General features: G+C 69.5%; 21 protein-coding genes. 3 read left to right on the plus strand and 18 right to left on the minus strand.

Annotation, left to right across the window (positions count from 1 at the left end):
* Positions 1–22: 22 nt before the first annotated feature.
* Positions 23–2,929 (minus strand): GH92 family glycosyl hydrolase, encoded by a 2,907-nt coding sequence (locus tag Ahu01nite_RS24420; RefSeq protein ID WP_203838942.1) that lies wholly within the window; start codon positions 2,927–2,929, stop codon positions 23–25.
* A 183-nt stretch (positions 2,930–3,112) separates the two neighbouring features.
* Here Ahu01nite_RS24420 and Ahu01nite_RS24425 point away from each other — a divergent pair, with 183 nt between their 5' ends.
* On the plus strand, positions 3,113–4,741 hold the full coding sequence (locus Ahu01nite_RS24425) for a CocE/NonD family hydrolase (RefSeq protein ID WP_203838943.1): 1,629 nt from the start codon (positions 3,113–3,115) through the stop codon (positions 4,739–4,741).
* 32 nt (positions 4,742–4,773) lie between these two features.
* On the opposite strand, the gene Ahu01nite_RS24430 is transcribed toward Ahu01nite_RS24425, so the two are convergent.
* Genes Ahu01nite_RS24430 through Ahu01nite_RS24450 form a run of 5 tightly spaced genes read right to left on the minus strand, consistent with a single transcriptional unit; the run spans position 4,774 to position 9,378 of the window.
* A complete protein-coding gene (locus Ahu01nite_RS24430) occupies positions 4,774–5,457 on the minus strand; it encodes a hypothetical protein (protein ID WP_203838944.1) in 684 nt (227 codons plus the stop codon).
* Positions 5,458–5,461: 4 nt separating this feature from the next.
* The gene (locus Ahu01nite_RS24435; protein WP_203838945.1) at positions 5,462–5,977 is read right to left on the minus strand and encodes a SigE family RNA polymerase sigma factor; all 516 of its coding nucleotides are present in this window, start codon (positions 5,975–5,977) and stop codon (positions 5,462–5,464) included.
* Positions 5,978–5,996: 19 nt separating this feature from the next.
* Positions 5,997–6,779, minus strand: a complete 783-nt coding sequence (locus Ahu01nite_RS24440) for an HlyD family secretion protein (protein ID WP_203838946.1) — start codon at positions 6,777–6,779, stop codon at positions 5,997–5,999.
* Between the two features lie 11 nt (positions 6,780–6,790).
* Positions 6,791–8,461, minus strand: a complete 1,671-nt coding sequence (locus Ahu01nite_RS24445) for a glycosyltransferase family 2 protein (protein WP_203838947.1) — start codon at positions 8,459–8,461, stop codon at positions 6,791–6,793.
* A complete protein-coding gene (locus Ahu01nite_RS24450; protein WP_203838948.1) occupies positions 8,461–9,378 on the minus strand; it encodes a glycoside hydrolase family 16 protein in 918 nt (305 codons plus the stop codon). Before Ahu01nite_RS24450 ends, Ahu01nite_RS24445 begins: the two co-directional genes overlap by 1 nt.
* A 207-nt stretch (positions 9,379–9,585) precedes the next feature.
* On the opposite strand from Ahu01nite_RS24450, the gene Ahu01nite_RS24455 reads away from it, so the two are divergent.
* The gene (locus Ahu01nite_RS24455; RefSeq protein WP_203838949.1) at positions 9,586–10,740 is read left to right on the plus strand and encodes a dienelactone hydrolase family protein; all 1,155 of its coding nucleotides are present in this window, start codon (positions 9,586–9,588) and stop codon (positions 10,738–10,740) included.
* Positions 10,741–10,743: 3 nt separating this feature from the next.
* Here the strand turns inward: Ahu01nite_RS24455 and Ahu01nite_RS24460 are convergent, their stop codons facing one another.
* The 12 genes from Ahu01nite_RS24460 to Ahu01nite_RS24515 all read right to left on the minus strand — a co-directional run bounded on the left by Ahu01nite_RS24460 (position 10,744) and on the right by Ahu01nite_RS24515 (position 24,733).
* Positions 10,744–12,777: a 5'-methylthioadenosine/S-adenosylhomocysteine nucleosidase family protein gene (locus tag Ahu01nite_RS24460; protein WP_203838950.1), complete on the minus strand. Its 2,034-nt coding sequence runs from the start codon at positions 12,775–12,777 to the stop codon at positions 10,744–10,746.
* Positions 12,765–15,065, minus strand: coding sequence for an ATP-binding cassette domain-containing protein (locus Ahu01nite_RS24465; protein WP_203838951.1), 2,301 nt, complete (start codon positions 15,063–15,065; stop codon positions 12,765–12,767). The genes Ahu01nite_RS24460 and Ahu01nite_RS24465 overlap by 13 nt, the downstream gene beginning before the upstream one ends.
* Positions 15,065–16,135 carry a hypothetical protein gene (locus tag Ahu01nite_RS24470; protein ID WP_203838952.1) on the minus strand — a complete coding sequence of 357 codons (1,071 nt, stop codon included), beginning with the start codon at positions 16,133–16,135 and terminating at the stop codon, positions 15,065–15,067. The genes Ahu01nite_RS24465 and Ahu01nite_RS24470 overlap by 1 nt, the downstream gene beginning before the upstream one ends.
* On the minus strand, positions 16,128–17,195 hold the full coding sequence (locus Ahu01nite_RS24475) for a protein phosphatase 2C domain-containing protein (RefSeq protein WP_203838953.1): 1,068 nt from the start codon (positions 17,193–17,195) through the stop codon (positions 16,128–16,130). The genes Ahu01nite_RS24470 and Ahu01nite_RS24475 overlap by 8 nt, the downstream gene beginning before the upstream one ends.
* Positions 17,188–17,913, minus strand: coding sequence for a vWA domain-containing protein (locus Ahu01nite_RS24480; RefSeq protein WP_203838954.1), 726 nt, complete (start codon positions 17,911–17,913; stop codon positions 17,188–17,190). Before Ahu01nite_RS24480 ends, Ahu01nite_RS24475 begins: the two co-directional genes overlap by 8 nt.
* On the minus strand, positions 17,910–19,334 hold the full coding sequence (locus Ahu01nite_RS24485; RefSeq protein WP_203838955.1) for a DUF4407 domain-containing protein: 1,425 nt from the start codon (positions 19,332–19,334) through the stop codon (positions 17,910–17,912). The genes Ahu01nite_RS24480 and Ahu01nite_RS24485 overlap by 4 nt, the downstream gene beginning before the upstream one ends.
* Positions 19,327–20,046: a hypothetical protein gene (locus Ahu01nite_RS24490; RefSeq protein ID WP_203838956.1), complete on the minus strand. Its 720-nt coding sequence runs from the start codon at positions 20,044–20,046 to the stop codon at positions 19,327–19,329. The genes Ahu01nite_RS24485 and Ahu01nite_RS24490 overlap by 8 nt, the downstream gene beginning before the upstream one ends.
* The gene (locus tag Ahu01nite_RS24495) at positions 20,034–20,516 is read right to left on the minus strand and encodes a PASTA domain-containing protein (RefSeq protein ID WP_203838957.1); all 483 of its coding nucleotides are present in this window, start codon (positions 20,514–20,516) and stop codon (positions 20,034–20,036) included. The genes Ahu01nite_RS24490 and Ahu01nite_RS24495 overlap by 13 nt, the downstream gene beginning before the upstream one ends.
* 435 nt (positions 20,517–20,951) lie before the next feature.
* Entirely contained in the window at positions 20,952–21,545 is a 594-nt protein-coding gene (locus Ahu01nite_RS24500; RefSeq protein WP_203838972.1) for a GTP-binding protein, read from the minus strand.
* Positions 21,526–21,840: a DUF742 domain-containing protein gene (locus Ahu01nite_RS24505; protein ID WP_239159098.1), complete on the minus strand. Its 315-nt coding sequence runs from the start codon at positions 21,838–21,840 to the stop codon at positions 21,526–21,528. Before Ahu01nite_RS24505 ends, Ahu01nite_RS24500 begins: the two co-directional genes overlap by 20 nt.
* A 77-nt stretch (positions 21,841–21,917) precedes the next feature.
* Complete coding sequence (locus Ahu01nite_RS24510) at positions 21,918–22,346, minus strand: roadblock/LC7 domain-containing protein (RefSeq protein ID WP_203838959.1); 429 nt, start codon at positions 22,344–22,346, stop codon at positions 21,918–21,920.
* 41 nt (positions 22,347–22,387) lie between these two features.
* The gene (locus Ahu01nite_RS24515; RefSeq protein WP_203838960.1) at positions 22,388–24,733 is read right to left on the minus strand and encodes a sensor histidine kinase; all 2,346 of its coding nucleotides are present in this window, start codon (positions 24,731–24,733) and stop codon (positions 22,388–22,390) included.
* A 551-nt stretch (positions 24,734–25,284) separates the two neighbouring features.
* Between Ahu01nite_RS24515 and Ahu01nite_RS24520 the strand changes: the two genes are divergently transcribed.
* The gene (locus tag Ahu01nite_RS24520) at positions 25,285–26,238 is read left to right on the plus strand and encodes an RNA polymerase subunit sigma-70 (RefSeq protein WP_239159099.1); all 954 of its coding nucleotides are present in this window, start codon (positions 25,285–25,287) and stop codon (positions 26,236–26,238) included.
* Positions 26,239–26,241: the final 3 nt, after the last annotated feature.

A 26,241-nucleotide genomic window follows, 5' to 3' on the forward strand; every position in this document is an offset into this window, starting at 1 on the left:
GACGGACGGGCCGCGAGCGGTGTTACGAGACGGCGACGTCGAAGATGTGCATCATGCCCTTGTCGCTGCCCTGCGGGAGGGTGACCGCGTCGACGACCTTGGCGGGGTCGAGGGCCACGGGCTGGGTCGCGAAGACCCGGAAGGTGCCGTCACCGGCGGTGCCGTTGACGTTGTTGCGGCCGGCGACGGTGACGAGCGCGGTGTTGCCCGCCGGCGCCGTGCCCGCCCAGTCGCCGAAGCTGACCGGGACCTGCTGGGTGGTGCCGTCCGTGTACTGCACGGTGGCGGTGCCCGCCGAGGGACCGTTGGTCGCCAGGCCGAGGAAGGACACGGTCGAGGCGGCCACGTTGTCGAACTCGACGCGCTGGCCGTGCGGGAGCCAGTTGTCGGGCTTGCCGGGCTCGGCTGCGGGCCAGGTGAAGACCGTGCCGGTGCCGGCGAGCGGGAGCTGGGCACCCGGCCGGGCGCCGGCGGCGGCGAGGGCGTTACGGGACAGCGACCAGTCACTCAGGTCCATCGAGCCGAGGTTTCCCTGACCGTCCGGTGTGGTGCCCACGTTGTTCATAGCGTCGGCGCCGTCGGTGTAGGAGGGCGGGATGTCCGCGGTGCCGGTGCCCCAGGTGCCGACGGTGGACTTCATCGTGAAGTCGAGCGTGCCGCCCTTGCGCACGACGGAGCTGTCGAGCCACGACGCGGTCCGGCTCTTGCCGTCGACCTTGAGCGCGTTCACGTAACGCGCACCTGTGGCCGTACCCTTCGCATTGATCTTGATCTTGGCACTTCCGCCGATCGGGTCGATGACGATCTTGTCGAACATCGGGGCGCTGATGACCAGGTCACCGGTGCCGTAGATCGCCGGGTAGAAGCCCAGGTTGGCGAAGACGTACCACGCGCTGAGCGAGCCGGTGTCGTCGTTGCCGGGCAGGCCGGTCGGGGTCGTGTCGTACATCTCGGAGACCGCGCGGTAGAGCACATCGGTCGCCTTGGCCGGGGCCTGCAGCCAGTTGTAGACCCACGGTGTGCCGAACGGGGCCTGGTTGGAGAGGTAGTTGCCGGTCTGCGTGTACGCGCCGGCGTCGAGCTGCGCCATCAGCACGTCGAGCTCCGCGGTGGCCTTCGCGACGCCGCCCCGCTTGGCGATCAGCGTCGACAGGTTCTGCGGGACGTTCCAGCCGTACTGGTAGCCGGTCGACTGGTTGAACTGGCCACGGCCGGCGCTGTCATCGCGTACCCGCAGGTCGAAGCTACGGTCGAAACCGGTCCGCTCGCGGGGGCGGATGTGCTGGGTCTCCGGGTCGAAGACGTTCATCCAGTTCTGCGCGCGGGCCATGAAGAAGTCGTACGCCGGCTTGTCGCCGAGCCGGTCCGCGAGCTGCGCGATCGCGAAGTCGTCGGCCGAGTACTCCAGCGTCCGCGACGTCGCGAAGTCGCCCTTGCGGTTCTCGATCATGCCGGTGGCGAAGTACTGGTAGCCGTCGGTCCGCTTCGTGGTCGTCGCCGGCAGCACCTGCGTCGCCTTCATGGACGCGAGCGCGGCCGCGCGGTCGTAGTCGGTGGCGCCCATGTCGTCGAGCGTCGCGAGGATGACCTGCAGGTTGTCGCCCTGCATGCGGGAGACGCCCGGGGCCCAGCCGCCGGTCTGCTGGGTAAGCGCGACGATCGAGCGGTTGATGTCGTTCGCGACCTGCGGGAACGTCAGCGCGACGAGCTGGACCTGGCTGCGGTAGCCGTCCCAGCCCGTGCCGGGGAAGTTGATGTTCTTGTAGAAGTGGTGGCCCTTGGCGAGCGTGTAGAGCTTGTCGTCGTAGCCGACGTACTGCCCGTTGACGTCGTCGCGCGGGGTCGGGTTGAGGAACGCGTGGTAGAGCGCGGTGTAGAACTTGGTCCGCTGCTCGGCCGACCCGCCGTCCGCGTCGACCGTGCCGAGCGCGTTCTTCCACAGCTTCTTCGCGTCGTTCTTGACATCGTTGAAGCCGTCGTGGCCGACCTCGGTGTCGCGGTTGAGCGCGGCGTTCTCGACGCTGGTGTAGCTGAAGCCGGTCTTCGCGACGACCTTCGAGCCCTGCTTGAACGTCAGCCACGCGCCGGTGTCGTGACGGTAGTCCACGCCGACGTCGGTGGTGCTCTTGATCGCGTGCGTCGAGCCCGGGGTCAGCGCCTCGTCGGTCCACGTGCCGTACGACGCGAAGTCGTGGTCGTACGTGGTGGAGAAGTACGCCTTGTAGTAGTTGCCGTTGTCGCAGACGTCGACGCCGTACATCCAGCCGGACACCGTACGCGTCTGCGGGTCGATCGTGACCTCGCTGCCGAACGTGCGGTTGTTCGGGCCGGACGTGTCGAGGATCAGCGTCGAGTCGCCGCTCTTCGGGAAGTCGAAGCGGCTGACGCCCGTACGCGACGTAGCGGTCAATTCCGTCTTGACATCGTTGTCAAGATCCACGCCGTAGTAGCCCGGCTGCGAGACCTCGTTGGCGTGACTGAACTTGAGGTAGTAGTCCTTGATGTTCGTCGCCGGGCTCGACGGCAGCACACCACCGGTCAGCGCCCCCGCGTACGGAATGGTCGGGAACTCGTAACCGCCGTAGCGCCCGGTGCAGCCCGTGCCGTCGTAGCGGGTCATCCCGAAGCCACGGATCAGGTCGGCGGTGTACTCGTAGCCACCCTTCTCCCCGACCCCCGCATTGCCTTCCTTGTACGTCGTCGGGCTCAGCTGCACCATGCCGAACGGCACCGTCGCGCCCGGGAACGTGTTGCCGTACGCGTCGTTGCTCTTGTTCTGGGTCTGGTCCAGTTCCGTGCCGATGAACTGGTTGACAGCGTCGAAGGCCGAAAGCTCACTCGGCGCGGCAACCGCCGCGGTCGACGCCAGCATCGGCACCAGACAGCCGGCCACCAGCGCGGCCCTGCGCCATGCGCGTACGGGAGTCATGCACGTATTCCTCTACGTCGGTGAATGTGAGACGGGGCCAGTCTCCGCTCCACAGGAGACGCGCACACGACCGTGAACCGACTTCTAGATCAACTGCCGGTGCGCACCAGACCGGACCGGCATCGATTGTCGCGCATACATAGTGGTCGCGCTACGCCCCGTTGATCTTCTACTTTTGGTCCCATGAGCAGAGTGCGGGCGCGGTTCTCCCGGTGGATGCAGACGCGGCGGATCAAGGGGCTGACCCCGGGGCCTTACGACGTGGCCATCCAGCGGGACCTGCGGGTGCCCATGGACGACGGCGTGGAGCTGCTGGCCGACCTCATCAGGCCGGTGGGCCCGGTCGGCGATGCGCTACCGACGATCGTGGTCCGCGGGCCGTATGGGCGGCGCGGGCCCGTCGCCGGGTGGGCCCGTGCGCTCGCCCGGGAGGGTTTCCCGGTCCTGTTCCAGAGCTGCCGCGGCACCTGGGGTTCCGGCGGTGTCTTCACGCCGCAGGTCGACGAGCAGCGCGACGGGATCGCCACGCACCGCTGGGTCCGGCAGCAGCCGTGGTTCACGGGGAAGGTCGCGACGTTCGGGCCCAGCTACATGGGGTTCACCCAGTGGGCGGTCGCCGGGAAGCTGCAGCGCGAGGATCCGGCCAATGCCCCGGACGCGCTCTGCCTGGTCGTGACGATGCCCGACTTCGGCGCGCAGACCTGGGACAACGGTACGTTCGCGCTGCGCAACGCGCTCGGCTGGACCCAGATGATGGACCGCATGATCCGCCGCGAGATGCTCCCTCTGGCGCTGGCGATGATCCGGCCCGACCCCAAGCTGGGCAGGGCGTTCGGGGTGCTGCCGCTGCGGGACGGCGACACCGTCGCGACCGGGCGTCAGGTCCACTGGTACCAGGACTGGGTCGCCCACGACAAGCTCACCGACGACTACTGGACCCAGCAGTCACACACCGCCTCGGTCCCCGACGTCACCGCACCCGTCTACATGATCACCGGTTGGTACGACATCTTCCTCCCGGCCCAGCTGCGCAACCATGCCCAGCTCACCGCCGCCGGACGGCCGCCGCGGCTCACCGTCGGGCCGTGGGGTCACGTCTCCAAGGACATGGACGCGCCGGTCATCAGCGAGACCGCGGCTTTCCTCAAGGAGCACTTCGCCGGTGCGCCGGCCACCCGGGTTGCGCCGGTCCGGGCGTACCGGACCGGCGCTGAGGTGTGGCATCACCTGCAGTCCTGGCCACCGTCCGGGGTCACTGCACAATCGCTGTTCCTGTCCGGATCGGGCCGGCTCGACGCGGCGCAGCCCTCCGACGAAACCACCACCTATGTGTACGATCCCGAGCGCCCCACGCCGTCCGTCGGCGGCCCGAGCCTGCTGCCGGATTCGGGCCCGGTGGACAACGCGGAGCACGAGAAGCGGGCCGACGTCGTCGTGCTCCGCGGCGACCCGCTGACCGCACCGACCACGATCGCGGGCGAGCCCGTGGCCCGGATCCGCTTCCGGTCGTCCCGACCCAGCGCGGACGTCTTCGTCCGCATCTGCGACGTGCACCCCGACGGCCGCTCGATGACGGTCTGCGACGGCATCCAGCGGGTCGGCGCGTCCCCTGACTTCCAGGACGTCGAGGTCACCCTGTGGCCGGCGTTCCACCAGTTCGCGGTGGGCCACCGCATCGGCGTGCAGATCAGCTCGGGCGCCCACCCCCGCTACGCCCGCAACCCCGGCTCACCCGACCCTGCCACCACCCACCGGGCGACCCAGGAGATCGCCCACGACGGCTCCCGGATCGACCTGCCGGTCCTGCCATAGCGAGATCGGCGGGACCGAGCCGGACGACGCTGTCAGCCGCCGATCGACTGGGCCTGCGCGGTGACGGTGATGCCCTTGGCGAAGCTGACGATCTGGTCGTCGCTCAGCCCGACCGACGCCGGGACCTGCACCTGCACGCTGTGGCCCGCGTTGTCGGGGAAGAACAGCCAGCGGGTGTCCGACAGCTTGCCCTCCTCGGCCAGCGGGAATCCGAGTCTGCCGTCCGCCCCGTTGATGTCGACCTTCTTCACCGGCGACTCGGCGGGGAATTTCGACAGTCCCTGCAGCGAGACGGCGATCTGCCCCTCGAAGCTGACGGGCTCGCCGGGCTTCGGCCCGGCGATGTCCGCGCCGGGCGGTGCCACCAGGAAGGACGACGTGTCCGAGGAGATCACCTTCCAGTTCTCCGGCACGGTCGTCACTTCGAACCCCACCGGCTGGCTCCCCTGGTACGCGACCAGTTCCAGCCTCGGAGCCACGGGTGCCGCAACAACCTGCGCGGGGCTGCTCGGTGCCGGGCTGAACTGGCCGGTACCCACGCCCACAGCCGCCGCAGCGACGACGACGACCGCGCCGGTGACGCCGAAGCGCTGCCAGCGACGGCGAGTGACGGCACGATGACCGCGGGCCACGTCGCCGGCAACGACATCCGGCCCGGAGTGGCCGGTGGGCACGGCATCCGGCAGGTTCTTCAGGACGTCCATGACATCGGGCATCTCATTATCCTTTCGCAAAATTGGTCAGGTGACGCGCGGGGAAGAGCTCGCGGAGCCGCTGCAGCCCGCGGGCGCTCTGGCTCTTCACGTTGCCCTCGCTGCACCGCATCGCGTCGGCCGCCTCGGCGATGCTGAGGCCTTCGACGTAGCGCAGCACGACGGCCGCGCGCATGCTCGCCGGCAACGTGCCCAGCAACGACACGACCGTCGAGTTGTCGTTCCACGCATCGTCGGCGACCGGCGTTTCAGGCAGCTGTGAACGCACCTGTTCGCGACGCCGGAACAGGCTCCGGTGCTCGTCGGTGGCCACGTTGACCACGCAGCGCCGGGCGTACGCGTCGACGGTGTCCGACCGGACCCGCGGCCAGGCCAGGTACAGCTTGGTCAGCGCCGTCTGCACGACGTCCTCGGCCTTCGCCAGGTCTCCGGAGACCAGCAACGCGGCCACCCGGACCAGTCCGTCGCGGCGTGCCGACACGAACTCGGTGAACTCCCGGTCCCGCTCAGAGTTCCGTCCCACAGATCACCAGCCCTCTCACCTACCTACAGAACGCCCCTTCTACGGAATTGACGGCGCGAGGGTTGCATGGCAGCGCAATGAGTCTCGGATTGCCGGGTCCGGTGCGGGTGTCGATCTCGCCGGTGAAGCGCAGGCCCGGGACGAGATCGCTGACGTCCGCCGCGCTGGACGGCAGCAGCACCATCCGCAGGAATCCGGGTGCCGCGCCGGCCTCGCTGCCACCGGTCATGCTGGGCACGATCCGCTGGACGGTCGCCGTGAGGGAGCGGTTCAGGCCCTTCGCCTTGAGCTTGGCGGTCATTCCCGGGCTCAGGTCGGGGAGGTTCTCCACGGCGACGTCGGTGACGAAGATCAGCTCGGCCGGGTCGTACAGTTCGACGAACGGCTGACCCGGTTGCAGGGTGCTGCCCATGGTGACCGGCTGGTCGACGACGATGCCGGCCCGCGGTGCGACGATCGTGAGTTTCTTCAGGACGGGCTCGCCGTCGGAGTCGGTCGTGGTGACCTCGACGATGCCGAGCTTGGCGCCCGCCGCGACCCGCTGCTCGGCCTTGACCGAGACCTGGATGACCTGGCCCGGGCGCGGGGTCTCGACCGGGATCGGCTGGGCGGTCAGGGTGACGGCACCGAGGTCGACGAGGGCGGCGCTGGTCACCCGGTCGGCGGTGAGCTTGATGAAGACGAAGACCGCGGCGGCGAGCATCAGCAGGACGATGAACCGGGCCCGCCATTTGCGGCCCGACCTGCGGGCCGGCTTCGGTGCGGGTGGCGCGGGTGGCGCGGTGACGGTGGGGGCGGCCATGGTTGATCCCTTCAGCGCGTACGGGTGGCGGGTGGCGGCCCGGCGGCATCGGCCATGGCGGAGCTGACCAGTTCGTCGGTCTCCTCCCAGCGGGCCGGCCAGGGCAGCGCCCGGGACAGCAGCGCTCCGGCCTTACGGCGTTCCAGCCGCTCCTTGATGACCCGGGGCGCGATCACGGCCTCGGCGATGACCCGGCCCAGCACGAGCACGTAGATGGACGCCCAGGCGATGGAGAGCGAGACGGCGGCCACGTCGGTGCCACGCAGCGGGAGCGTGCTGATGCCGACCGCGATGGCCAGCGCGTTCAGCAGGAACAGCGCGACGTGCGGCAGGACCAGCTCGATGCCGGGCAGCCCGCCGGGGCCGGCGTTCGTGACCGTCCACTTGACGTGCCGTTTGAACAGCGCCATGACAAGGGCACGCACGTGGACCGGGGCCGCGCCGATGCTGGTGACGATCGCGGAGATCTTGAAACCGCCCAGCTGCAGGACGGTCACGAGCATGATCAGTACGTAGAACGGCGCGTAGTGCACGACCCAGGTGCTCAGGTCCGCACGGATCGGGCTCAACCCGAACAGCAGGTACACCGCCGGCAGGCACATGAGGATGAGCGCCGCGAGCGACAGCAGATAGTTGACGCCGGCGAGCAGATACTGGAACCGCTGGTCGATGGTCAGGACACTGCGCCGCAGCAGGCCACCGCGGAACATGACCTCGAACGCACCGTACGCCCAGCGGAACTGCTGTTTGAAGTACGGCAGCAAGCTGTCCGGGGCGAGTCCGCGCGCGAGCACCTCGGGCACGAAGAACGAGCGCCAGCCGCGTTTGTGCAGCTCGATCGAGGTCCAGATGTCCTCGGAGTTGCTGGCGGTATGCATGCCGACGATCTCCCGCAGCGCCGTACGCCGGAAGATGACGTTGGTGCCGACGCAGAACACCGCGTTGAAGTGGTTGCGCCCCGGCAGCACGAGCTCGTAGAAGATCCGCTGCGACTCCGCGGCCCCCTCGGCGACCAGGCCCCGCGCGCTCGGGAAGGCCTGCGGTGTCTGCACGAACGCGACCTTCTCGTCCTGCATGTGCGGCAGCGCGCGCAGCAGGAAGTCGGGACTGGGCACATGATCCGCGTCCAGGATGACCACGAACTCGCCGTCGGTGCGGCGCAGGGCCGCGTTGATGTTGCCCGCTTTCGCGTACACATGCTCGGTGCGCCGCAGGTAACCGACGTTCTCGGTGACGCACGCGTCGCGCAGGGCGTCACTGTTGCCGTCGTCCAGGACCCAGGTCTTGTGCTCGGCGCGCATGTCGCGGGCGGCCCGGACGGTGACCAGGACGATCTCGAGCGGCTCCCCGTAGACGGTGATGAACACGTCGATCGAGGGCGCGAGGGCACCGGTCGTGAGCCGGCGACGCCAGGCGAACACCTCCGGCGGGTCGGGGTGCTGGGTGTGCGCCAGCACGGTCCACCACATCGCGAGCGCGTTGAAGATCGTGATCCCCTCGGCGAACAGGACCAGGCCCCAGGTCCAGACGTTCCCCCGGTAGGCCGGGTTCAGCAGGAAGATCATGTAGAACACGGTCACGCACAGCGCGACGAGGACGGCGAACCGGGTGGATCGCTGGATCGGCTGCCACGACAGCTCGCTGACGGGCCCTATCCGGGCTTCCGCGGGAATGACACTCATCAGGATGCGCTCCTCAGGACGGCGACCCGGTCCACCAGCATCGGTACGCCCGGCTTGGTCGCGGGGGTCGGACCGCCACCGAACGCGGCCGGGAAGCTGCCCCCGATCGCGACGTTCAGGATCACGAAGAAGCCGTGATGGTTGGCCTGCTCCCAGGTCGCGGCGTCCACCTTGTCGGCGGCGACGGTGAAGGTGTTCTTGTCGTCGACGTACCACCGCAGCTGTTCCGGCTTGACGCTGCGATCGAACTCGATGGCGTACGTGTGGAAGTCGCTCCTGCAGCCCGCGCAGGCCTGCTCACCGCTGCCGATCCCGGTCGGTTCGCCGCACGGACCACCCACCGGCTCGCCGCAGTGCACGGTCTGCCACACCGAGTCGTGCCCGTTGGCAGCTTCCATGACGTCCCACTCACCGATGTGCGGCCAGTTCGTCGACCCCACCGCGCGGGCCGGTTCACCGAGCGCCCAGAACGCCGCCCAATAGCCTGCCGCCTCCGGACCGGTCACATCCGGCTGACGCAGCACGGCCTCGATCCGCACCTTGCCGCCCTCGGGCGCTGCGAAATCGGTCCGCTTGGTCTCCACCCGCCCTGAGGTCCAGGCCCCGACCCCGGCACCGGTACGCAGCGGCACGATCGCCAGGTGCCCGTCCCCGTCGAGGCGGACGTTGCCGGTGGAGTCGGTGGAGGCCTCGAGCTGACCGGTCCCCCACTGCGCGGCCCCGCCGGGATACCCGGTGCCGGTGCTGTAGATCCAGTCCTCCTTCGACAACCCGCTACCGGCGGGCCCGTCGAAGTCCTCACTCCACACGGGCGTCCAGCCCGCACCGGCCGACCCGCCACTCGTGCACCCGGCGGCGGCCAGCACGAGCACAACGGGCAGCATCAGCACAACGGGTAGCCGAAGCCACAGATTCATGATCAAGAAGCAACCCTCGGATATCGACGCCCCCGCACTCGGGCGGGCTGAACGACAACCGGGTCCAGGGCTGCACCCCCGAAGTTAATAGGTACGCCGTGAGCGCGCAGCGTGACAGGTCACGCCTACAGATGGCGCAGATATCGAGTGACGGGCATCGATCAGTGGCAGTCTTCTCCGGAGACATGCATCGACAAGGAGGAATGTATGAACCGGCGCAGCTTCGTATCCCTGCCAGCGGTCACCCTCGCAGCCGGCCAGCTTCCCGCTGGTCCCGAGCCTGTATTCGAGGGGCCCTCGGTCGTCGAGGGCAACCTGCCGGTCTTCGCCGAGCGCCTCAAGGCGGAGCTCGACTTCCCCCTGTCCTGGGCGAACACCCGCGGTAACTTCCCCGACTGGAAACGGCGGGCCCGCGCCCAGGTGCGCGAACTGCTGTGGCAACCCGAGGACCGGACCCCGTTCGACGTGGAGATCATCGACGACCAGCCGCGCGACGGCTACCGGCAACGGCAGATCCTGTTCAACGTCACCCGCAACAGCCGGGTCAGGGCGACCATGCTGCTGCCGGAGGGCCCCGGCCCGTTCCCGGCCGCGCTCCTGTTGCACGACCACGGCTCGAAGTTCGACATCGGCAAGGAGAAACTGATCGAGCCCTGGTACGACGAGACGCGCCGGGCGTCGGCACAGGCCTGGGCCACGCGCTACTTCGAGGGCAGCTTCGCGGGCAACGCGCTGGTCGCCCGGGGCTACGCGGTCCTCGCCGTGGACGCCCTCGGCTGGGGTGACCGGGGCGGCCTCACCTACGACGGCCAGCAGGCACTCGCGAGCAACCTGTTCAACCTGGGCTCATCGCTGGCGGGCCTGCTCGCGTACGAGGACATGCGCGCGGCGGCCGTGCTCGCCACCCTGCCCGAAGTGGACCACCGCCGGATCGCCGCCGTCGGTTTCTCCATGGGCTCCTACCGAGCGTGGCAGGTCGCCGCCCTGTCGACCCACATCGCCGCCACCGTCGCCGTCTGCTGGATGACCGCGCTCAAGGACATGATGGTCACCGGCAACAACACCCTGCGCGGCGGCTCGGCGTTCCACATGCTCCACCCCGGGCTCGCCCGCTACCTCGACATCCCCGACGTGGCGAGCATCGCCGCGCCGCACCCGATGCTGGTCTTCAACGGCGAACTCGACACCCTGTTCCCCCGGTCCGGTGTCGAGTCCGCCTACGCCACGATGCGCGCCGTCTGGGCCTCGCAGCACGCGAGCCACCGCCTGGCCACCAAGCTCTGGCCAGGACTGGGCCACACCTTCAACCTGGCGATGCAGGAGGAAGCCTTCACCTGGCTGGACCGCGTCCTGACCCGGTGACGCTCAGATGGTGCCCCGGGCCGGGGCGTCGTCGAGCAGGCCCTGTTCCGCCGCCCTGACCACAAACGTGGCCGCGTTGGCCGCGGCGAGCTCGTGGAAGTCGTCGGTCTTGCCGAACCCCCAGTCGCAGACCGCCTTGACGACGATCCAGTCGACCTTGGCGTGCGCCGACGCGGCATACACGCCGGCGCCCTCCATCTCCCCGCCGACCGCGTCGGGCGCCAGGGCCCGCAGCTCGTCACGCAGCGACCGGGAGTTCACCAGCGTCCCCGCCGACAGCATCGGCCCGAAATGGACACGCGGCGACTTGCCGTAGCCGCGCGCGACCTCCCGCATCCGGGCGAGCAGGGCCGTCGAGGGCGTGACCTGGTCGCCACGGATCAGGACGGTGCGGGGCCCGGGCGGCGGCTCGGTCGTCTCAAGGATCCGGGCGACCTCCGCACCTTCCCGCGGCAGGGGTGGCTGCCCGGTGCCGGCGGGGTCGATCTCCTTGCGGTCGTCGATCGCGCGCAGCTGGGTGCTGACCAGGATGTCGCCGGCCTCCTGCTCCCCCGGCCGCAGCCCGTAACAGATCCCGGTCAGGATCAGGAAGTCCAGGTCCAGCGTGGTGACCAGGGCCGCCGCGGCGATCGACGCCGCACCCGGGCTCACCGTGCCCGGCTCCACCTGGGCCAGCATCAGCTTGGTCCGGCCCACCGCGCCGAGCTCCGTGACGACCTGGTGCGGGAGCACGATCGGGCGGGGCGTGACGTCGCTGACCGCGCCGACCGCACGTACGACGGCCTCGTACTCGTCCCCGGTGGCGACCATGATCAGCGTACGGGTGTGGTCATGCACGATCTTGAACCCTTCTGCCAGGGAGTTCATCTCGATGCGCCGGATGCGCGTGTACTGGTTGATGGCGGCGACGGTGACGAGCAGGCCGGTCAGCGACATCAGGCTCACCAGCCAGCCGATGACCCAGGACTGCCGGCTCGCCGGGCCGAGGCCGTACGGATCGGTGAACAGCAGCCGCTGGGCCAGCCAGGTGAACGCGTCCCAGTAGGTCACCGGGTGCCCGTCGCACCGCGTGGCACACACCGCGCGCTCCCAGCGGGGAACGTCCCGCGACAACAGCGCGACCATCGCGATCTCCGCCGAGAGATACCAGAAGAGAAAGCCACCACGATCGAAGATCCGGATCGGTGCCCGTACGGGCCGGTGGTCGGACAACAGCACCGTGACGTCGCTGTCGGCGGCGAACAGATGCCCCCGGTCCGACCACGCGGCAACCGCGGCACGCATCAGCCCGGTCGTCACCCCCCGCCGCAGGCAGACCAGCGACTCGGTCGTCTGCACGTCCTTCACCCGGACACCGGTGTCGGCGGCGACGCGCTCCAGCTCCGCCCGCAACAGCCGGTCGAGGCGCTGCTGGACCAGGCGCAGCAACGGCTCCGGCCGCCCCGCGTCGAGGTGATGGCAGAACGCCAGGGTCCACCGGGTGCCGGGCAACAGCTCCGCCGCGATCGGGCCGCTGCCCCGGGCCCGCCGGCCGAACTCCCGGAAGAACCAGAGCGAGCCCCAGACCACCAGGCAGCTCAGCATGATGAGGACATACGACAGGACGGCCACCGTCACCAGCAGACCGGCCGTGATCAGCCAGCGCTGCCCGGTTGCCCGGAACAGCACGGCACAGACCGCCGCCACGGCGAAGAGCACCGCGATGGGCGCACAGAACAGGAACAGGTCCCAGCTGCGTACGACCCGGCGCAGCACCGCCTGCCGCAGTCCCGGGCTCGGGGACCGCCTGCGGGCGTCCGCGGGCGGTTGCAGCAGCGCGAACGAGCCGGGACCGCGCCAGACCAGCCGCCCGTCCCTGGCCGCTACGTAGATCAGCAGGCTCAGCGGGCCGCGGGTGCGGAACACCCCGAGCGTGCTGCGCGGGCGTACGACCGCCTCGGCTTCCCGCCCGAACTCGGTGTCCCGCACGGACCGGGCGGCGGCCCGGCACAGCGCCCACGGAACCTGCCCGTCCTCGGCGGGGTTCACCGCGTCCACCGGCGGTGCAGGACGAGCACCGACGCCCAGACCGCGACGGCCAGCGCCAGGACCAGGCCGAACACCAGCAGCCAGAACCTGGTCGCACCCGCGTTCCACAACGCGTCGGTGTACAGGGCCGGACCGCGATAGCTGTTGAAGCCGGTGTACGACGCCATCGCCGCCAGCCCGAGCCGGGCGGGCAGGATCCGCGTGACGATGCCGAGGAACCCGTTCAGGTGGAACAGGGTGCCGCTGAGTGCGACCTGGAGCACCGCGAGCAGGGTGCTCCACGTGACCGCCCGTTCCAGGCTCGGCGAGCACGCCGAGATGAACAGGCCGATGCCCATCGACGCGAGCATGGTCAGCAGGACCACGGCGTAGAGCATGCCGAACGGCGGGAGCCCGTACGCGTCCGGCGGCAGATCGCGCAGCAGGGCGAACTCGACGCTGACCACCCCGGCCAGCACCGCGCACACGCCGGTGAAGACGATCGCCTTGGACAGCGCGATCGGCAGCGCCTCGACGCCGACCCGGAAGTCGCGGTGGAGCTTGCCCTCGTCGTTGACGATGTCCGGGTAGGTCAGCGACGCCCCGGTCAGAGCCGCCACGGTGACGAGGATCGAGAGCACCGAGCCGATCGCGGCACTGGGTCGCAGTCCGCCACCCGACGCCGCCACGGCGAGCCCGGTGCAGATCAGCGGGACCAGGAACAGCACGGCCAGGGTGCCCCGGCCGCGGCGCGCGGTGAGCATCAGCTGACGGTGCAGCAATGTGGGGAGACCGGCGAGCTTCCAGCGCAGAAGGGGCGCTGAGCGCGTACGTGTGATGCCCGGGGGTGGGGTGTTGCGCTGGTTTCCCGGTTTCGGGTCCTGGTCCAGCTCGACCATGAGGTCCGCCCACGTCGGATGACGCAGCGTGGCGAGCACCGATCCGGGCGGTCCCGCGTCCCGGACCCGGCCGCCCCTGCCGATGGTGATCACCTTGTCCACATAGCCGAGATGCTCGGTCGCGTGGGTCACGATGATCACCGTGCAGTGATAGGTGGCCGCGACCTCGCGCAGGCTCCGCATGATGTCGCGGTCCTTGCCCGGGTCCAGCCCGCTGGTGGGCTCGTCCAGCAGCAGGAGCTGGGGATCGCCGACCAGTTCGGTGCCGATCGACACCCGGCGTTTCTGGCCCCCGGAGATGTCGTCGACCGGATGGTCCCCGAGCTGGTCGAGGCCCAGCCGGTCGAGGACCTGGGCGACACGGTCCTTGACCTCCGCCGCGGAGGTGTCCGCCGCCGCGCGCAACCGGGCGGCATACGTCAGCGTCTCCCGGACGGTCAGCGTGCCGAACAGCCCGTCGTCACCCTGCGGGACGTAACGGACCTGCCTGCGGCGCAGCTCGGGATCGGTACGCAACCCGTTGCCGGGCCCCAGCTGAACGGTCCCCTGCTGCTCGGCGAGCTCACCCATCAGCACCTTGATCAGCGACGACTTGCCCGCACCCGAAGGCCCGACGACCGCGACGACCTGACCCGGATCGATGCTGATGGTCACGTTGTCGAGGCGTTTGCGGTTCTGGTGGCCGTAGACCGTGACGCCGTCGAGGCGCACCGACAACCCGGTCTCCGCCGTCGAGGGGCGCCGGGCACCGGGGACGACCTCCCGGACACCGGCGACGGGATCGGGCATCCGGGCGGTGCCGCCGAGGAGCTCCGCGCTGACGGTCACCGCGGTCTGGCCGATGACGAACACCTCACCCTCGGACAGCGTCGCCGACATCTGGCGTACGCCGCCGACGTAGAGCTCACCGGAGATCCACCACCGGCCCAGACCGTCGACCCGGACGGTCGCGTGCCGGGCCCGGACCAGCGGGTCGTCGATCGAGATGTCGGCGTGGGTGCCCGTACGCCCGATGACATAGCGCCGGGCACCCCGCGACGGCTTGTCGTCACGGATCCTCGCGGGGAGCCGCGGAGCCTCCCCCTCCGGCGCTGTACGCGGGTGGAACGGGCCGGTCGGCGCGCTGGACAGCAGGCCGATGCTGGTGGGCCGGTCCAGGTCGAGCTTCTGCCGCACATTGCTCACCGGGCCGCCGTCGATGCGCAGCACCCGGGCGGCGGGCACGTTGTCGGCGTGGAAGTACCACCGCCCCAGCATCGGCACGAAATGGCCGAGCCGCTGCCCGGGACCGTCGTCGGCCGTACGCCCGATGCGCAGCAACGGCCCGTCCTGGAACAGGTAGTGGACGTCGTCCGCGGGAAGCTTGATGTCGGCGGCGCCCAGGTTGAGGACGAGCACCGGGTTGTTGCGGGTTTCCATCAGAAGTCGCCCATCCGGAGTCCGATGATGACGGCAAACACGACGCTGGTGATCCCGATCAGCGACATGGCGGTGACGGCGAGCATCGCCACCCTGCCGCGCGCGGTGGACGCCACGTAGCCGGGCAGCAGCCGGGCCGGCAGCACCGGCGGACCGGGGTCGGGCCGGTAGGAATATCCGGGCGGCAGCCACCCCGAGCGCAGGATCACGGGCGCTTCCCGTTCCCCGGTCAGCCGTGACCACTGCTCGGCCAGCCGGTCCCAGGCCGGGCCGTCCGCGGGGTGATCCACCACGGCGAGCAGCAGGTCGCGGGTGCCGGCGGGCGCGACGGCGGCCAGTACCGCACGGTCGTCCGGCCCGAGACCGGTGAGGTTGGGGACCTCCAGCAGCACCCGCACCACCGTCCACATGAGCTTCGTCAGGTCGCTCGCGGCCGTGGGGATGCTGACGGTCGGCATGACCTCGTCCATCAGGTCGGGCGCGGCCGGGCTCGCGACCTGCCCCCACTCCCGGCCGGAGACCATGGAGTCGCAGTCGACGACGTACACGGCGGGGTGCACCGGGTCCGCGGCGAACAGCACGTTCTCGTTCTGCAGGTCGTTCACCACGACCCCCTGACCGTGCAGCCAGCGCACCGCCAGGATGACGTGGCCGAGGATCGCGAACGTGAGGTGCGGCGCCGGCATCCCGGGACTCGCCCCGGGCAGATCAGAGAGACTGCGAGGGGTACGCAGACCGTGGCGCCCGGCCGCGAAGAACCGGCTGTCCGCGGCGGGGATCAGGAGCCCGGCGAGGCGGCCGTCACCGCGTACGGTGCGCCGTGGCCAGGCGGTGAGAACGTCAAGGCGCTCCCGATCCGGCCCGGACCGGCTCTCCCGCCAGCGCAACAGCCGGACCAGCGCATCCTCGTGCACGTCGCTGAGGTGTTCCGGGGTGAACTCCTTGAACAGGTACTGCTCGCCCCGGTAGCGGCACCAGCGCAGCGTCGCGTTGCCACCCGGGTCGATCCGGACCTGCCGCGGGTCAAAGAAGTCCAGCTCCGCCAGGTCTGCGTCCAGGTCGTCACCCATCGACGGCGCCCTCTCCGATCCACACGGCGACCGCCGACCGGTCGTCGGACCAGTACTCGTCGACGAAGCCGACGTGGTTGACGAAGTCGAGCCAGCCGGGGCGCTGCCGCCAGAGCCGGGCCAGGGCGCGGGCCAGCGGTGACACGCTCATGTCCAGGGCACCGGTGAAGCCGTCGCTGCCGAGCAGCAACACCGACCCGGGCGACAGCACGAAGCTGTAGACCCGTGGCTCGGCCGCGTGGGTGGGCATGTCGCGGGTGGCGTTCTCGCTGCCGCCCCGCTCGTGGTGCAGCACCGTCCACCTGCTGTCGAACAGTGCCCAGGCCTCGGAGTCGCCGACGCCGACGACGGTGACCTCGGCGCCGTCGAACCGGGGGATCACCTCGGCGACGACCAGGGTGCAGGCCCCGCTCTCGCCCTCTTTGAGGGAGCGCACCAGGCCGGCCCCGATGGCCTGGAACATCCGGGTGGCACCGTCCGCGAAACTCAGGCTGTCCGGGCGGGTCGTGCACAGGTGCAACGCGGCGGTGATCGCTTCGGCCGCCACCCGCCCGGAGGCCGCCAACGAGCCCAGCCCGTCGGCGACGGCTACGTACAGTGCGGAGTTGGTCTCGTCCCAGGCGGCGCCGATCGCGTCCTGTCCCTCGGTGCCCATCCCGGCGTGGGTGGCGCCGCGCAGGCTGGCGGCCCGCACGTTGAGCAGCACCGCCGGCCGGGCACCGCCGGTCGTGCCGCACCATCCGTGAAAGAACGACCCGTGCCAGGCGCTGCCGGTGACCACCCGTGCCGGGAGCCGGGGTTCGCGTTCCTGGCCGTCCCGCGGGGGGTCTATCACCAGCCGGACCACCTTCGGCTGTGCTTCCTCCGGTTGTTCCTCCTTCACCGGCACGTCGGGCGGCGGCTCGATCCCGTCGCGGTTGCGATCGGGACGGTGCCACAGGCGGGGGATCTTCTCCACGGGTGGCAGCGTCAGATGTCCCGTACCGAACAGCACCAGCGCGAGCGCGGTCACGCCCAGCACGGTGGCCACCACCACGGCCATGAACGGGTTCTCAATCATGGACCCGCCGCATCCCCCGCGGTTCGTCGATCACCATCTCGCCCGTCCGGACGGAGAGCTTGATGCTGCGCTCGATGACGGTGATGACGCTCTCGGCGAGGCTGTCCCCCGCACCCTCGTCACGCGCCGTGGCGATGAACGCGTTGCGCTCGCGGCCCTTGCCGGTGGCGATCGCGAACAGGGTGCCCTGGTGGGCGCCGTGCAGGCCGATCGCCGCGATCCGGGCCTGTACGGGCTCGGAGACGATCTTCTCGCGGTACGGCATCCACTCCCCGGGCCGCTGGAACTCGCCGTGGGCGTACGGTGCCCCGTCGGTGATGAAGAAGACCAGCGGCCGGGCCACCTTGGTGCGGTAGTTGCCCGCCGCTCCGTGCGCCTCGATCGCCACGCGGTCCACCTCGATGCGTTCGTGCAGGAAGCGCAGCGCACCGGCGTAGTCCGTGTGCCCGCCGTCGCGCGGGCTGCGCACCTGCACCGGCTCGGCCAGCGACGTCATCGGGCACAGCAGCTCCGGCCGGTCACCGAATGCGATGACGCTGATCCACGCCGCCTTGGCCAGCGACCGGGAGTCCGACAGCGACATGATCAGATCGGGGATCATCTGCTCGAACTCCTCCTGCGGCGCCAGCGCGCCGGGCAGCCGCCGGCGCATGGACGCGGAGCTGTCGAGCATGATGTAGATCGGGTAGCTCTTGCGCTCCGAGACGGTGACGCTCATCGCCGCCACCCCCGCGGCCGGGCGTCGTCGTCAGTCCCGCCCCGCGGCCGGACGGTACCGTCGCTCCCGCCCCGCGGCCGGATGTCGCCGTCGATCCCGCCGCGCGGGGGCGGCACGGTCAGGGGCAGGGTCGGCGAGTCGTGCAGCAGATATTCCGCGCGCGCGTCCGTGAGCTCCTCCCGCAGCACCTCGACGTCCACGTTGCGCATCCGGGCGTCAACCTCGACCTTGTCGACGGCGGCGGCGTGCTCGGCGAGCATCTGATGCCGGGCCAGCGCCTCGTGGATGACCCCGCGGCGCCGTTCGGTCTCGTTGACGACGCCCTGCATCCGGCGGCCCCGGTTCAGGCGGTCGGTGACGATCCGGTCGTACGCCGTGTAGCCGGTGAGGAACTTGACGATGACCGGCAACGCGTCGACCACGATGAAGAACAGCCGCAACGCCCACTCCGCCGAGTGCATGTACGTGTTCTCGTCCACGAGCTTGCCGAGCGCACCCAGCCGCTCGAGCAGGCCGATCTCCCGCTGGTTGCTCTTGTAGTCGCCGACCTTCGTGGCGATGACGTCGTTGATCTTCGTACCCTCATCGGCGCGGCTGGTGCCCAGCTCCCCGGTGAGCGTCACGAGCCGGTCGTTGAGCTGTTTGAGCTTGGTGTGGTTGGCCACCATGTTCTGGTCGGAGTAGAACTTCTCCGCCTCGCCGCGCAGCCGCCGGCAGTTCGGTCCCTGCCCGGTCTTGCCGCTCAGGCCCTCGCCATCGGTCCCGTTGCACTCCTTGCGGGCGAGCGCCTCCATGTTCTCGTACTTCTTGTCATCCTGGTCGACGTCGGCCTTGAGGGTCTTGATGTCGCCGTTGACGTCGGCGATCTCCTTCTCCTTGGCGGGCGCGTCGGTCTGGACGTTGATCCGCTTGTCGTCGCAGGTCCTGGCGTTGCGCCCGGGCGCGGACGGGGCCGCCTCCGCGGTGCCGGGCGGCGGGTTGCACTTCTTGAGATCGGTCTCGTACTGCCCGGCCGAGACGATCCGGTCGTCCCGGACCCGCTGCTCGATAGCGGACTGGAAGACCCCCAGCAGCAACGGCTCGGCGATCACCACCCCGAAAATGATCGAGAGCACCAGGCGGGGCACCAGTTTGCGGGCCCGGACGCCGGCGTGCGGCGACGCGGAGCTAGCCATCAGCCACCGGTCGAGCGACAGGATGAACGCGCCCCAGACCGGCACGAACAGCAGAATGCTCGGGTGGAAGCCGTCGAACACACACATCAACGCCACCGTCATGGAGAACATGGCGATCAGCGCGGTGCCGAGCACCACCCCGCCCATGGCGGTGAAGCGCGCCCGTTCCCCCGGCACGGTGTCGAGCACATCCTCGTCGGCCCCGGTCAGGACACGCAACGCCCGGCCACGACTGCGGTCACTCACGGTTCTCTCCCCAGGTGTAGTTGCGCATGATCGCCGGGTCGCCGTCGGCCATAGGCATCTCCCCCGGCGCGCCGTCCTCCTCCGGGGGCGGCGCCGCCGGCACGGTCCTGCCCTGCTGCTGCGGCAGGGTGGCGAGACGTTGCGGTTCAAAGGCCACATCGGTGAGGCGTACGGTCAACCCGGCCACGATCAGCGGATGCATCTCGTGATAGGCCAGCAACCGGGCCGTGGCATTCCGCTGAAAATGCGGCCAGCCACCGTGCAGATCCGTCGACTGGGTCAGGAACCGCAGCCGCGGATCAGCGCTCAGATGATCGGCCAGCAGCGGCCCGACATCCCAGCACCCGGCGTCCAGCACCAGCTGCGCATCGGTCACCAGGCAGAAGAAAACAGCCCGCACCGCCACACAGGTACGCGGATCAGCGCTGGGCAGATAAGCCACCGCCTCCCGCTGCACCTGCCGCGTGGACACCACCGCCACGGCAACCGCGTCAACCACCAACTCCGCGTCCAGCCGCAGCGAGGTGTCGGGCAGCACCTCGTACGAATCCCCGAGCTGGAAGACCAGAACACTGCCCGGAGGCTGCCGGGGAATCTCGTGCAACTCCCGCCGCGGCCGCCGGAACATCCGCCGCTTGATCGGCTCCAGCTCCGCCGAATCGAGCACCGGATACCCGAAGCCCAGCTCCTCGCCCGCCATCAGCTCTTGCACCCGGAGTCCCCGGTGGGCTCCCCGAACTTCACGACGGTCAACTGAATGGCCGCCTTCTTCTCCGGGCTGCTCCCGGCCTTCGCGGACTGCCCCAGAACAATCCAGTTCCGGTCCACCAGCGGATACCGCCCCTGCCCCAGACCGTCCTTGGCGACCACGACGAAGAAACCGGCCCCCCGCAGCGCATCCTGAGCTTCTTGCAGGTCGTGACAGACAACGTCGGGCACAACACCCTTCTCCACCGCCACGTCATCCTGGTCATCGGTCGGCTTCCGCACCCCGAGCGTCACGGTCATCCCGTCAGCGACCCCGGCCCCCGCCGACGGCTCCTGCTGCTCCACCACCCAGTTGTTCTTCTCCAGAATCGTCCGGTTCTTCCCGGTCGCATCCACAGCCCGCACCGACATGAACCCCGCCGCCCCGAGCAACGCCTCAGCGTCGGACAGCCGCTCACCGTTCACATCAGGCATCGCCCGGTCACCCACACCCGACGAGCTCACCAGCTCCGACGGCGTCGGCGACCCGGCAAAGCTCGTGGGGGCCGCAACGTTCGTCGGGGCCGCGGGCACAGCGGGAACCGGATCCGGAGTGGACCCACCGCAAGCAGCCAAGGACAAGCAGCCGGCCACCAGGAGACCCGTGAACCAGCGGGACACATGCAGCACGTCGTCACCTCGATCAAGGACATGCGGGCGCGCAGAAACACCCACCGAAAGCAAAAATTGATAACCGCCGAACCGCGGCGCCGTAACCGAAATTAACCCCTCTGATTCCATTCAGAGATCGGCTGACCCGGCTGCCGTCCCAGCGGTTCGGAACCCCACCGCTACCGATCGGCGGCCACGCCGTACAGACCGCCTACTCCTTCCGGGTGTCACCCCGGATCAGCCCCACACGGGAACGGGTCAGCTCGTCCGATGGGCGCGTCTGCGAGTCAGGACCCGTTCGGTCAGAGCCACCAGCACTGCCTTGACGGACTCGCGCCGCCGGGCGTCACACTCCACCATGGGAAGACCGTCCTGCACCCCGAGGGCGTCGCGGATCTCGGCGAGGTCGAACCGGCGTGCATCGTCGAATGCGTTGACACCGATGACGAAGGGGATTCCCCGCATCTCGAAATAGTCGATAGCCGGGAAACAGTCCTCGATGCGCCGGGTGTCGACCAGCACGATGGCTCCGAGGGCGCCGTCGACCAGGTCGTCCCAGAGGAAGGCGAAACGGTCCTGTCCGGGCGTACCGAAAAGGTAGAGCAACAGCGCGTCGTCGAGGGTGATCCGGCCGAAGTCGAGCGCGACGGTGGTCGTCGTCTTCGCGGAGACCGCCGAGGTGTCGTCGATCCCGACCGACCTCTCCGTCATCTCGGCCTCGGTCACCAGCGGTTCGACCTCTGACACGGCGCCGACGAAGGTGGTCTTACCGACCCCGAAACCGCCGCTGATGACGATTTTGACGGCAACCGGTGGCGGCGCCGCCACCGCGCTAGAGCGACCGAACACGATCTCTGATCCTCTCGATCAACGCGGTGGAAAGCTCACCCGGTGCTTCCCCGACAAGTACGTAACCCTCGGCTACCAGGTCAGCGACGATGACCCGTACCACGCCCAGCGGCGCGCTGAGCGCTGATGACAGGTCCGCGATCGACTTCGGCACCTGGCACAGTTCAACGATGCGTCGTGATTCGAACCGCAGCGGAGCGGACAGGGCGGCCGGTGCGGCGTGCAACTGGGTCTCGATGCGCAGCCCGTCGTGAACCGGCCGGGTCCGGCCGCCGGTGAGCATGAAAGGGCGGACCATGGGGTCTTCCCCGGCGGGTGGCGCCCCTGGGTACGGGGGAGGATGCCCAGGGTCGCCGATGCCCCTCGATCCCCGTGTCATTGCGGCAGATACTGCCTTGACTCGCTGATCAGCGCGGGAGTCAGCATGTCGCCGAAGCGCTCGGCGAGCATCGAGAGCTCGAAACCCACCAGGCCGGGATCGCCGTCGCCGCCGACCACCACGCCCAGACAGCTCCCGCCCGCGATCACCGTGATGACCAGGAATCCGCGGCGCATCTCGATCATGATCAGTTTGAGTCCGTCGAAGTCGTACCGGCGTGAGGCACTGCGCGCCAGGCTTGCCATGCTGGACACGATGGCGGCGAGCTGGTCCGCCTCGGTCCGGTTCAGCCCGTCGGAACTGGCGATGAGCAGCCCGTCCGACGAAACAGCCACGACGTCACGGGCGCCGTCCGTCTGATGGACGAAGTTTCCCAGGAGCCAGTTGAGCTGATGCCGATCGATGGATGGTGCCTCTGTGTTCATGTGGTCCCCTTTGACTTCTCCGTGATGTAGTGGCCCGCGGGTCACTGCCGCCCCACCCGGTCGGCGGTTCCGCGCCGCATGCCGTCACGGAGCGCGGACAACCGGGCGCCTGCCTCGATGGGCGAGTCAGCGATCGGCCCGGCGGGCTCGAGCCCCGGGACGGGCGCGGTCACTGCCTGGTGCGGCCGGCGCTCACGCGGGATTCTCTTTCGCAAACCGTTCGGCGTACGGCCGGCGTCGCCCGGATCGGGCAGGTACTCGACGTTCAACGCGGGTTTCGGGGACTCTCCCGGGGCCATCCATGACGCGGACACCACAGGTTGGCTCTCCGCGACGACGTAGTCCACCTCCAGCGCCCGGGGCCGCTCCCGGGCGACCGGAATCCGGGCGGTGCTCTGCCGCTCCGGCTCAGGCAGTGGCCCGGTCAGGTGGCGGTCCGCCCCTGTGCCCGGCTCGTAGCCAGGGGTCTGTGGCTGCGCGGCCACGGTGGCGCCGACCGGCGCCGGTTCGGCGAGCAGCCCGGCAGGCAGCTGGATCCGGGCCGTCACGCCGGTTACCGGCGACTGGGTGAGCTCCACCTCGATACCCATCTCCGCGGCAAGCCGGCCGACCACGTAGTGGCCCAGGAAACGGGCGGGGGCGGTCAGGAAGTCCCCGTCACCGCGCAGGCGCTCGTTGGCCCGCCGCAGGTCTTCCTCGTTCATCCCGATGCCCTGGTCGCAGACCGCGATCAGGTATCCGCCGCCGAGCCGCCGCCCGTGGATCTCGACCTCCACGTCCGGCGGGGAGAAGACAAGACCGTTCTCGATGAGTTCGGCGAGCATGTGCGCCAGGCCGCTGGCGATCCACCCGTGGACCAGCACCTCATCGGTGCGGCGCAGGATCACCCGGCGATACTCCTCGACCTCCGACACCGCAGCGCGGATCACGTCGGTCAGCGGCGCGTGCCCGGACCACTGCCGGGGGCTGGCGGCACCCACGAGGACGAGCAGACTTTCCGCGTTACGCCGCATCCGGGTGGCCAGGTGGTCAAGCTCGAAAAGATTGGCCAGCCCGGTCGGGTCGGACTCCTCCCGTTCGAGCCGGGTGATGAAGCCGAGCTGCCGTCGTAGCAGATTCTGGTTCCGGCGACCGAGGTTCGCCAATGATTCCGCGCTGGTCCGCCGCAACTGCGCCTGCTCGGTCGCGAGGTTGTACGCCGTCTCCTGTACCCGGTCGAGCGCTTCGGCCACCTGACGTACCTCGCTGGTCGCGCCGGAGGCCACCGTCACCGGTTCAGGTGGGTCCTCCACGTCGCCCGCCACCGCCCGCCCCACCGCCTCCGGAAGCCGCTGTTCCGCCAGCCGGTTCGCCTCGCCCGCCAACGTTGCCAGCGGTCCGGCGAGCGCCCTGGTCCCGGCCGTGGCCAGGGCGACCGAGCCGGCGAGGCAGAGCAGGACAACCACTGCCAATGCCGTGGTACGCACGGTCGCGCGCTGCCGCAGCGATCTCGCCCTTTCCTGGGTGTCCTCCCCCACGCGCTGGGCGAGCCGCGTCAGATCATCGAGCACGGTGGCCAGCTCGGACCACCATGACCGGGCGCTCAGCGACAGTTTCCTGCCATCGCCCGATCCCAGCGCGGCCTGTTCCAGGGCATGGGCCTTCGCCGCGCTCCCGGTGTTGAGCAATGCCGTCATGGCCGCCGCTGTCGCCGGGGTGGCGAACTCGTTGAGCTCGGTCAGGAACAGGTCCCGGGCGGCGACGATGTCGAGGAACTCGGAGAACTCGCCGTCGCGGAATCCCCCGGCGGAGAACACGCCCCGCAGGAACACCCGCTCCTGGGCCGTGGCCTCCCGTACCTCGATCAACTGCTCGACCGACTCGGCACCCCGGCGCAACGCCTCGTCGCTCACGATCGACAAGTGCCGGGTGTTCGCGGACAGCTCCTCGATCAGCGTGGAGTAGAACTCGAACGTGTCCTCCTCGTCGGCCACCCCGGTATCGATGCCGCCCCGCACCTCGGCAAGTCCGTCCAGCTTGCTTACCGGCTCAGCGGCTTGATCCTCGAGCGTGCCACCGTCCGTCAGCAGAGCCGCCACCGCCCGCCGGCGGCTGTCCACCTGCCGGCGGGCCGGACCGAGTTGAGCGCGGAACTCCTCCGCCCCTGCGAGCAGGGCCACGGCGTACCCCCGCTCGTTCTGCAGCTCCTGCACGAGACCCTGCATCGCGAGGATGACCGTGACCCGCTCCTCGGTCGCCGCAGCCCCCCGATAGCTGGAGACCTCACCGGCCGAGAAGAAACTGAGCAGCACGATCATCGCCACCAGGGGCAGAGTCACCATGCGGATGATGCGACCCCGGATCGTGTGCCCGCCCCCGGTCAGCACCGCACCGGTAGTGCGCTTCATCCCGCCATCCCTCAATCATTTTCCCGTAATGACATGGCGCAGGGAATAAGATATTGCCCGTTGCCGGACAACCCCCACCTCGGAACTCCCATAGAATTGACGCGAACCGAATTCCCGTCAATTACCCGATCGAGCGACCCCGCCACTACGACCCACCAAAAGGGACACAGGCTCGAAGTTCTCCCAGCAAGACAGGGATTTACCGGCACCCGACGCGTCCGGGTGCCAGCTTGCGCGCCATTTGCACCGCTGAATGTGGATACATGTTGCCGAGCGCGACAGCGACCTGACTGCGGACCACCGCCGCCGATACCGGAAATTGCACTCGCGCGTCAACGATATGACCTCACCCGGGACACTATTACCCGGACAGAAAGTCCGTCACGTTGTCGCCGGACACGCCGGCACCCGGCACGACCGGAACGATAATGATCAAATCCTGTGGACCTGTCCGATGATGACCTTCCAGCCCGCTCTCGCGGACATCGGGCCAGGCGGACCGGTGATTTCTGGTACGCGCGCGGATCTGAACAGGTGGAGGAGGTGTGCGCGTGAAGGACACGGGTTTCACGGAGACCGCCGGACCGCTGCGACACGAGATCCTGGTGCACTGCTACCGGATGCTCGGTTCGGCGACGGACGCTGAGGACGCAGTACAGGAGGCGTTTCTGCGGGCGTGGCGAGGGTTCGACCGGTTCGAGGGGCGGGCCTCGGTACGGACCTGGCTGTATCAGATCGCCACGAACGTCTGCCTGCGCTTCGTCGAGCAGCGAGCGAGGCGGGTGCTGCCCGCCGGCCTGGGCGAGCCGGAGCTGGACTGGCATCTGCCGGCGCGGCCCGCCGGGGAGGAGACACGGTGGGTGAGTCCGCTGCCGATCGATCCGGCGGAGGTCGCCGGGGATCGCGAGAGCGTCCGGTTGGCGTTCGTCGCGGCATTGCAGCACCTGCCGGCGCGGCAGCGTGCTGCGCTGATCCTGCGGGACGTCGCGGATCTGTCGGCCGGCGAGGTGGCGAGCGCGCTCGGCACGACAACGGTCGCGGTCAACAGTGCGCTGCTGCGAGCCCGAGCGCGGATCGCGCGGGAGGCTCCCGACCCGTCCGACCTGAGCGATCCCGAAAGCCCAGAGGCCAAAACCCGGCTCCTGCGATATCTGACGGCGTTCGAGCAGGCCGACATGGCGGCGCTCGCCGCCGCTCTCTGCGAGGACGTGACCCTGGAGATGCCGCCACACGCGACCTGGTTCGCCGGACGGGAATCGGTGCTCGGCTTCCTCGGCGCCAGCGTGCTGCGGGAGAGGAGCCGATTCACAGGGGTCACGGTGACGCCGCCGGCGAACGGACAGCCGACCATCGCGCTCTACTCCGGATCACACGCCCATGCGCTGCAGGTCCTCGACATGACCCGGGCCGGGATCCGGCGCGTCCACATCTTCTTGCAGCCGGATCTCTTCCCGATTTTCGGGCAGCCGGTGAGTCTCGCCGCCGGCCCGGATCTCCCCATCTGAATC

The sequence above is a fragment of the Winogradskya humida genome (assembly GCF_016862215.1).
Taxonomy (GTDB): domain Bacteria; phylum Actinomycetota; class Actinomycetes; order Mycobacteriales; family Micromonosporaceae; genus Actinoplanes; species Actinoplanes humidus.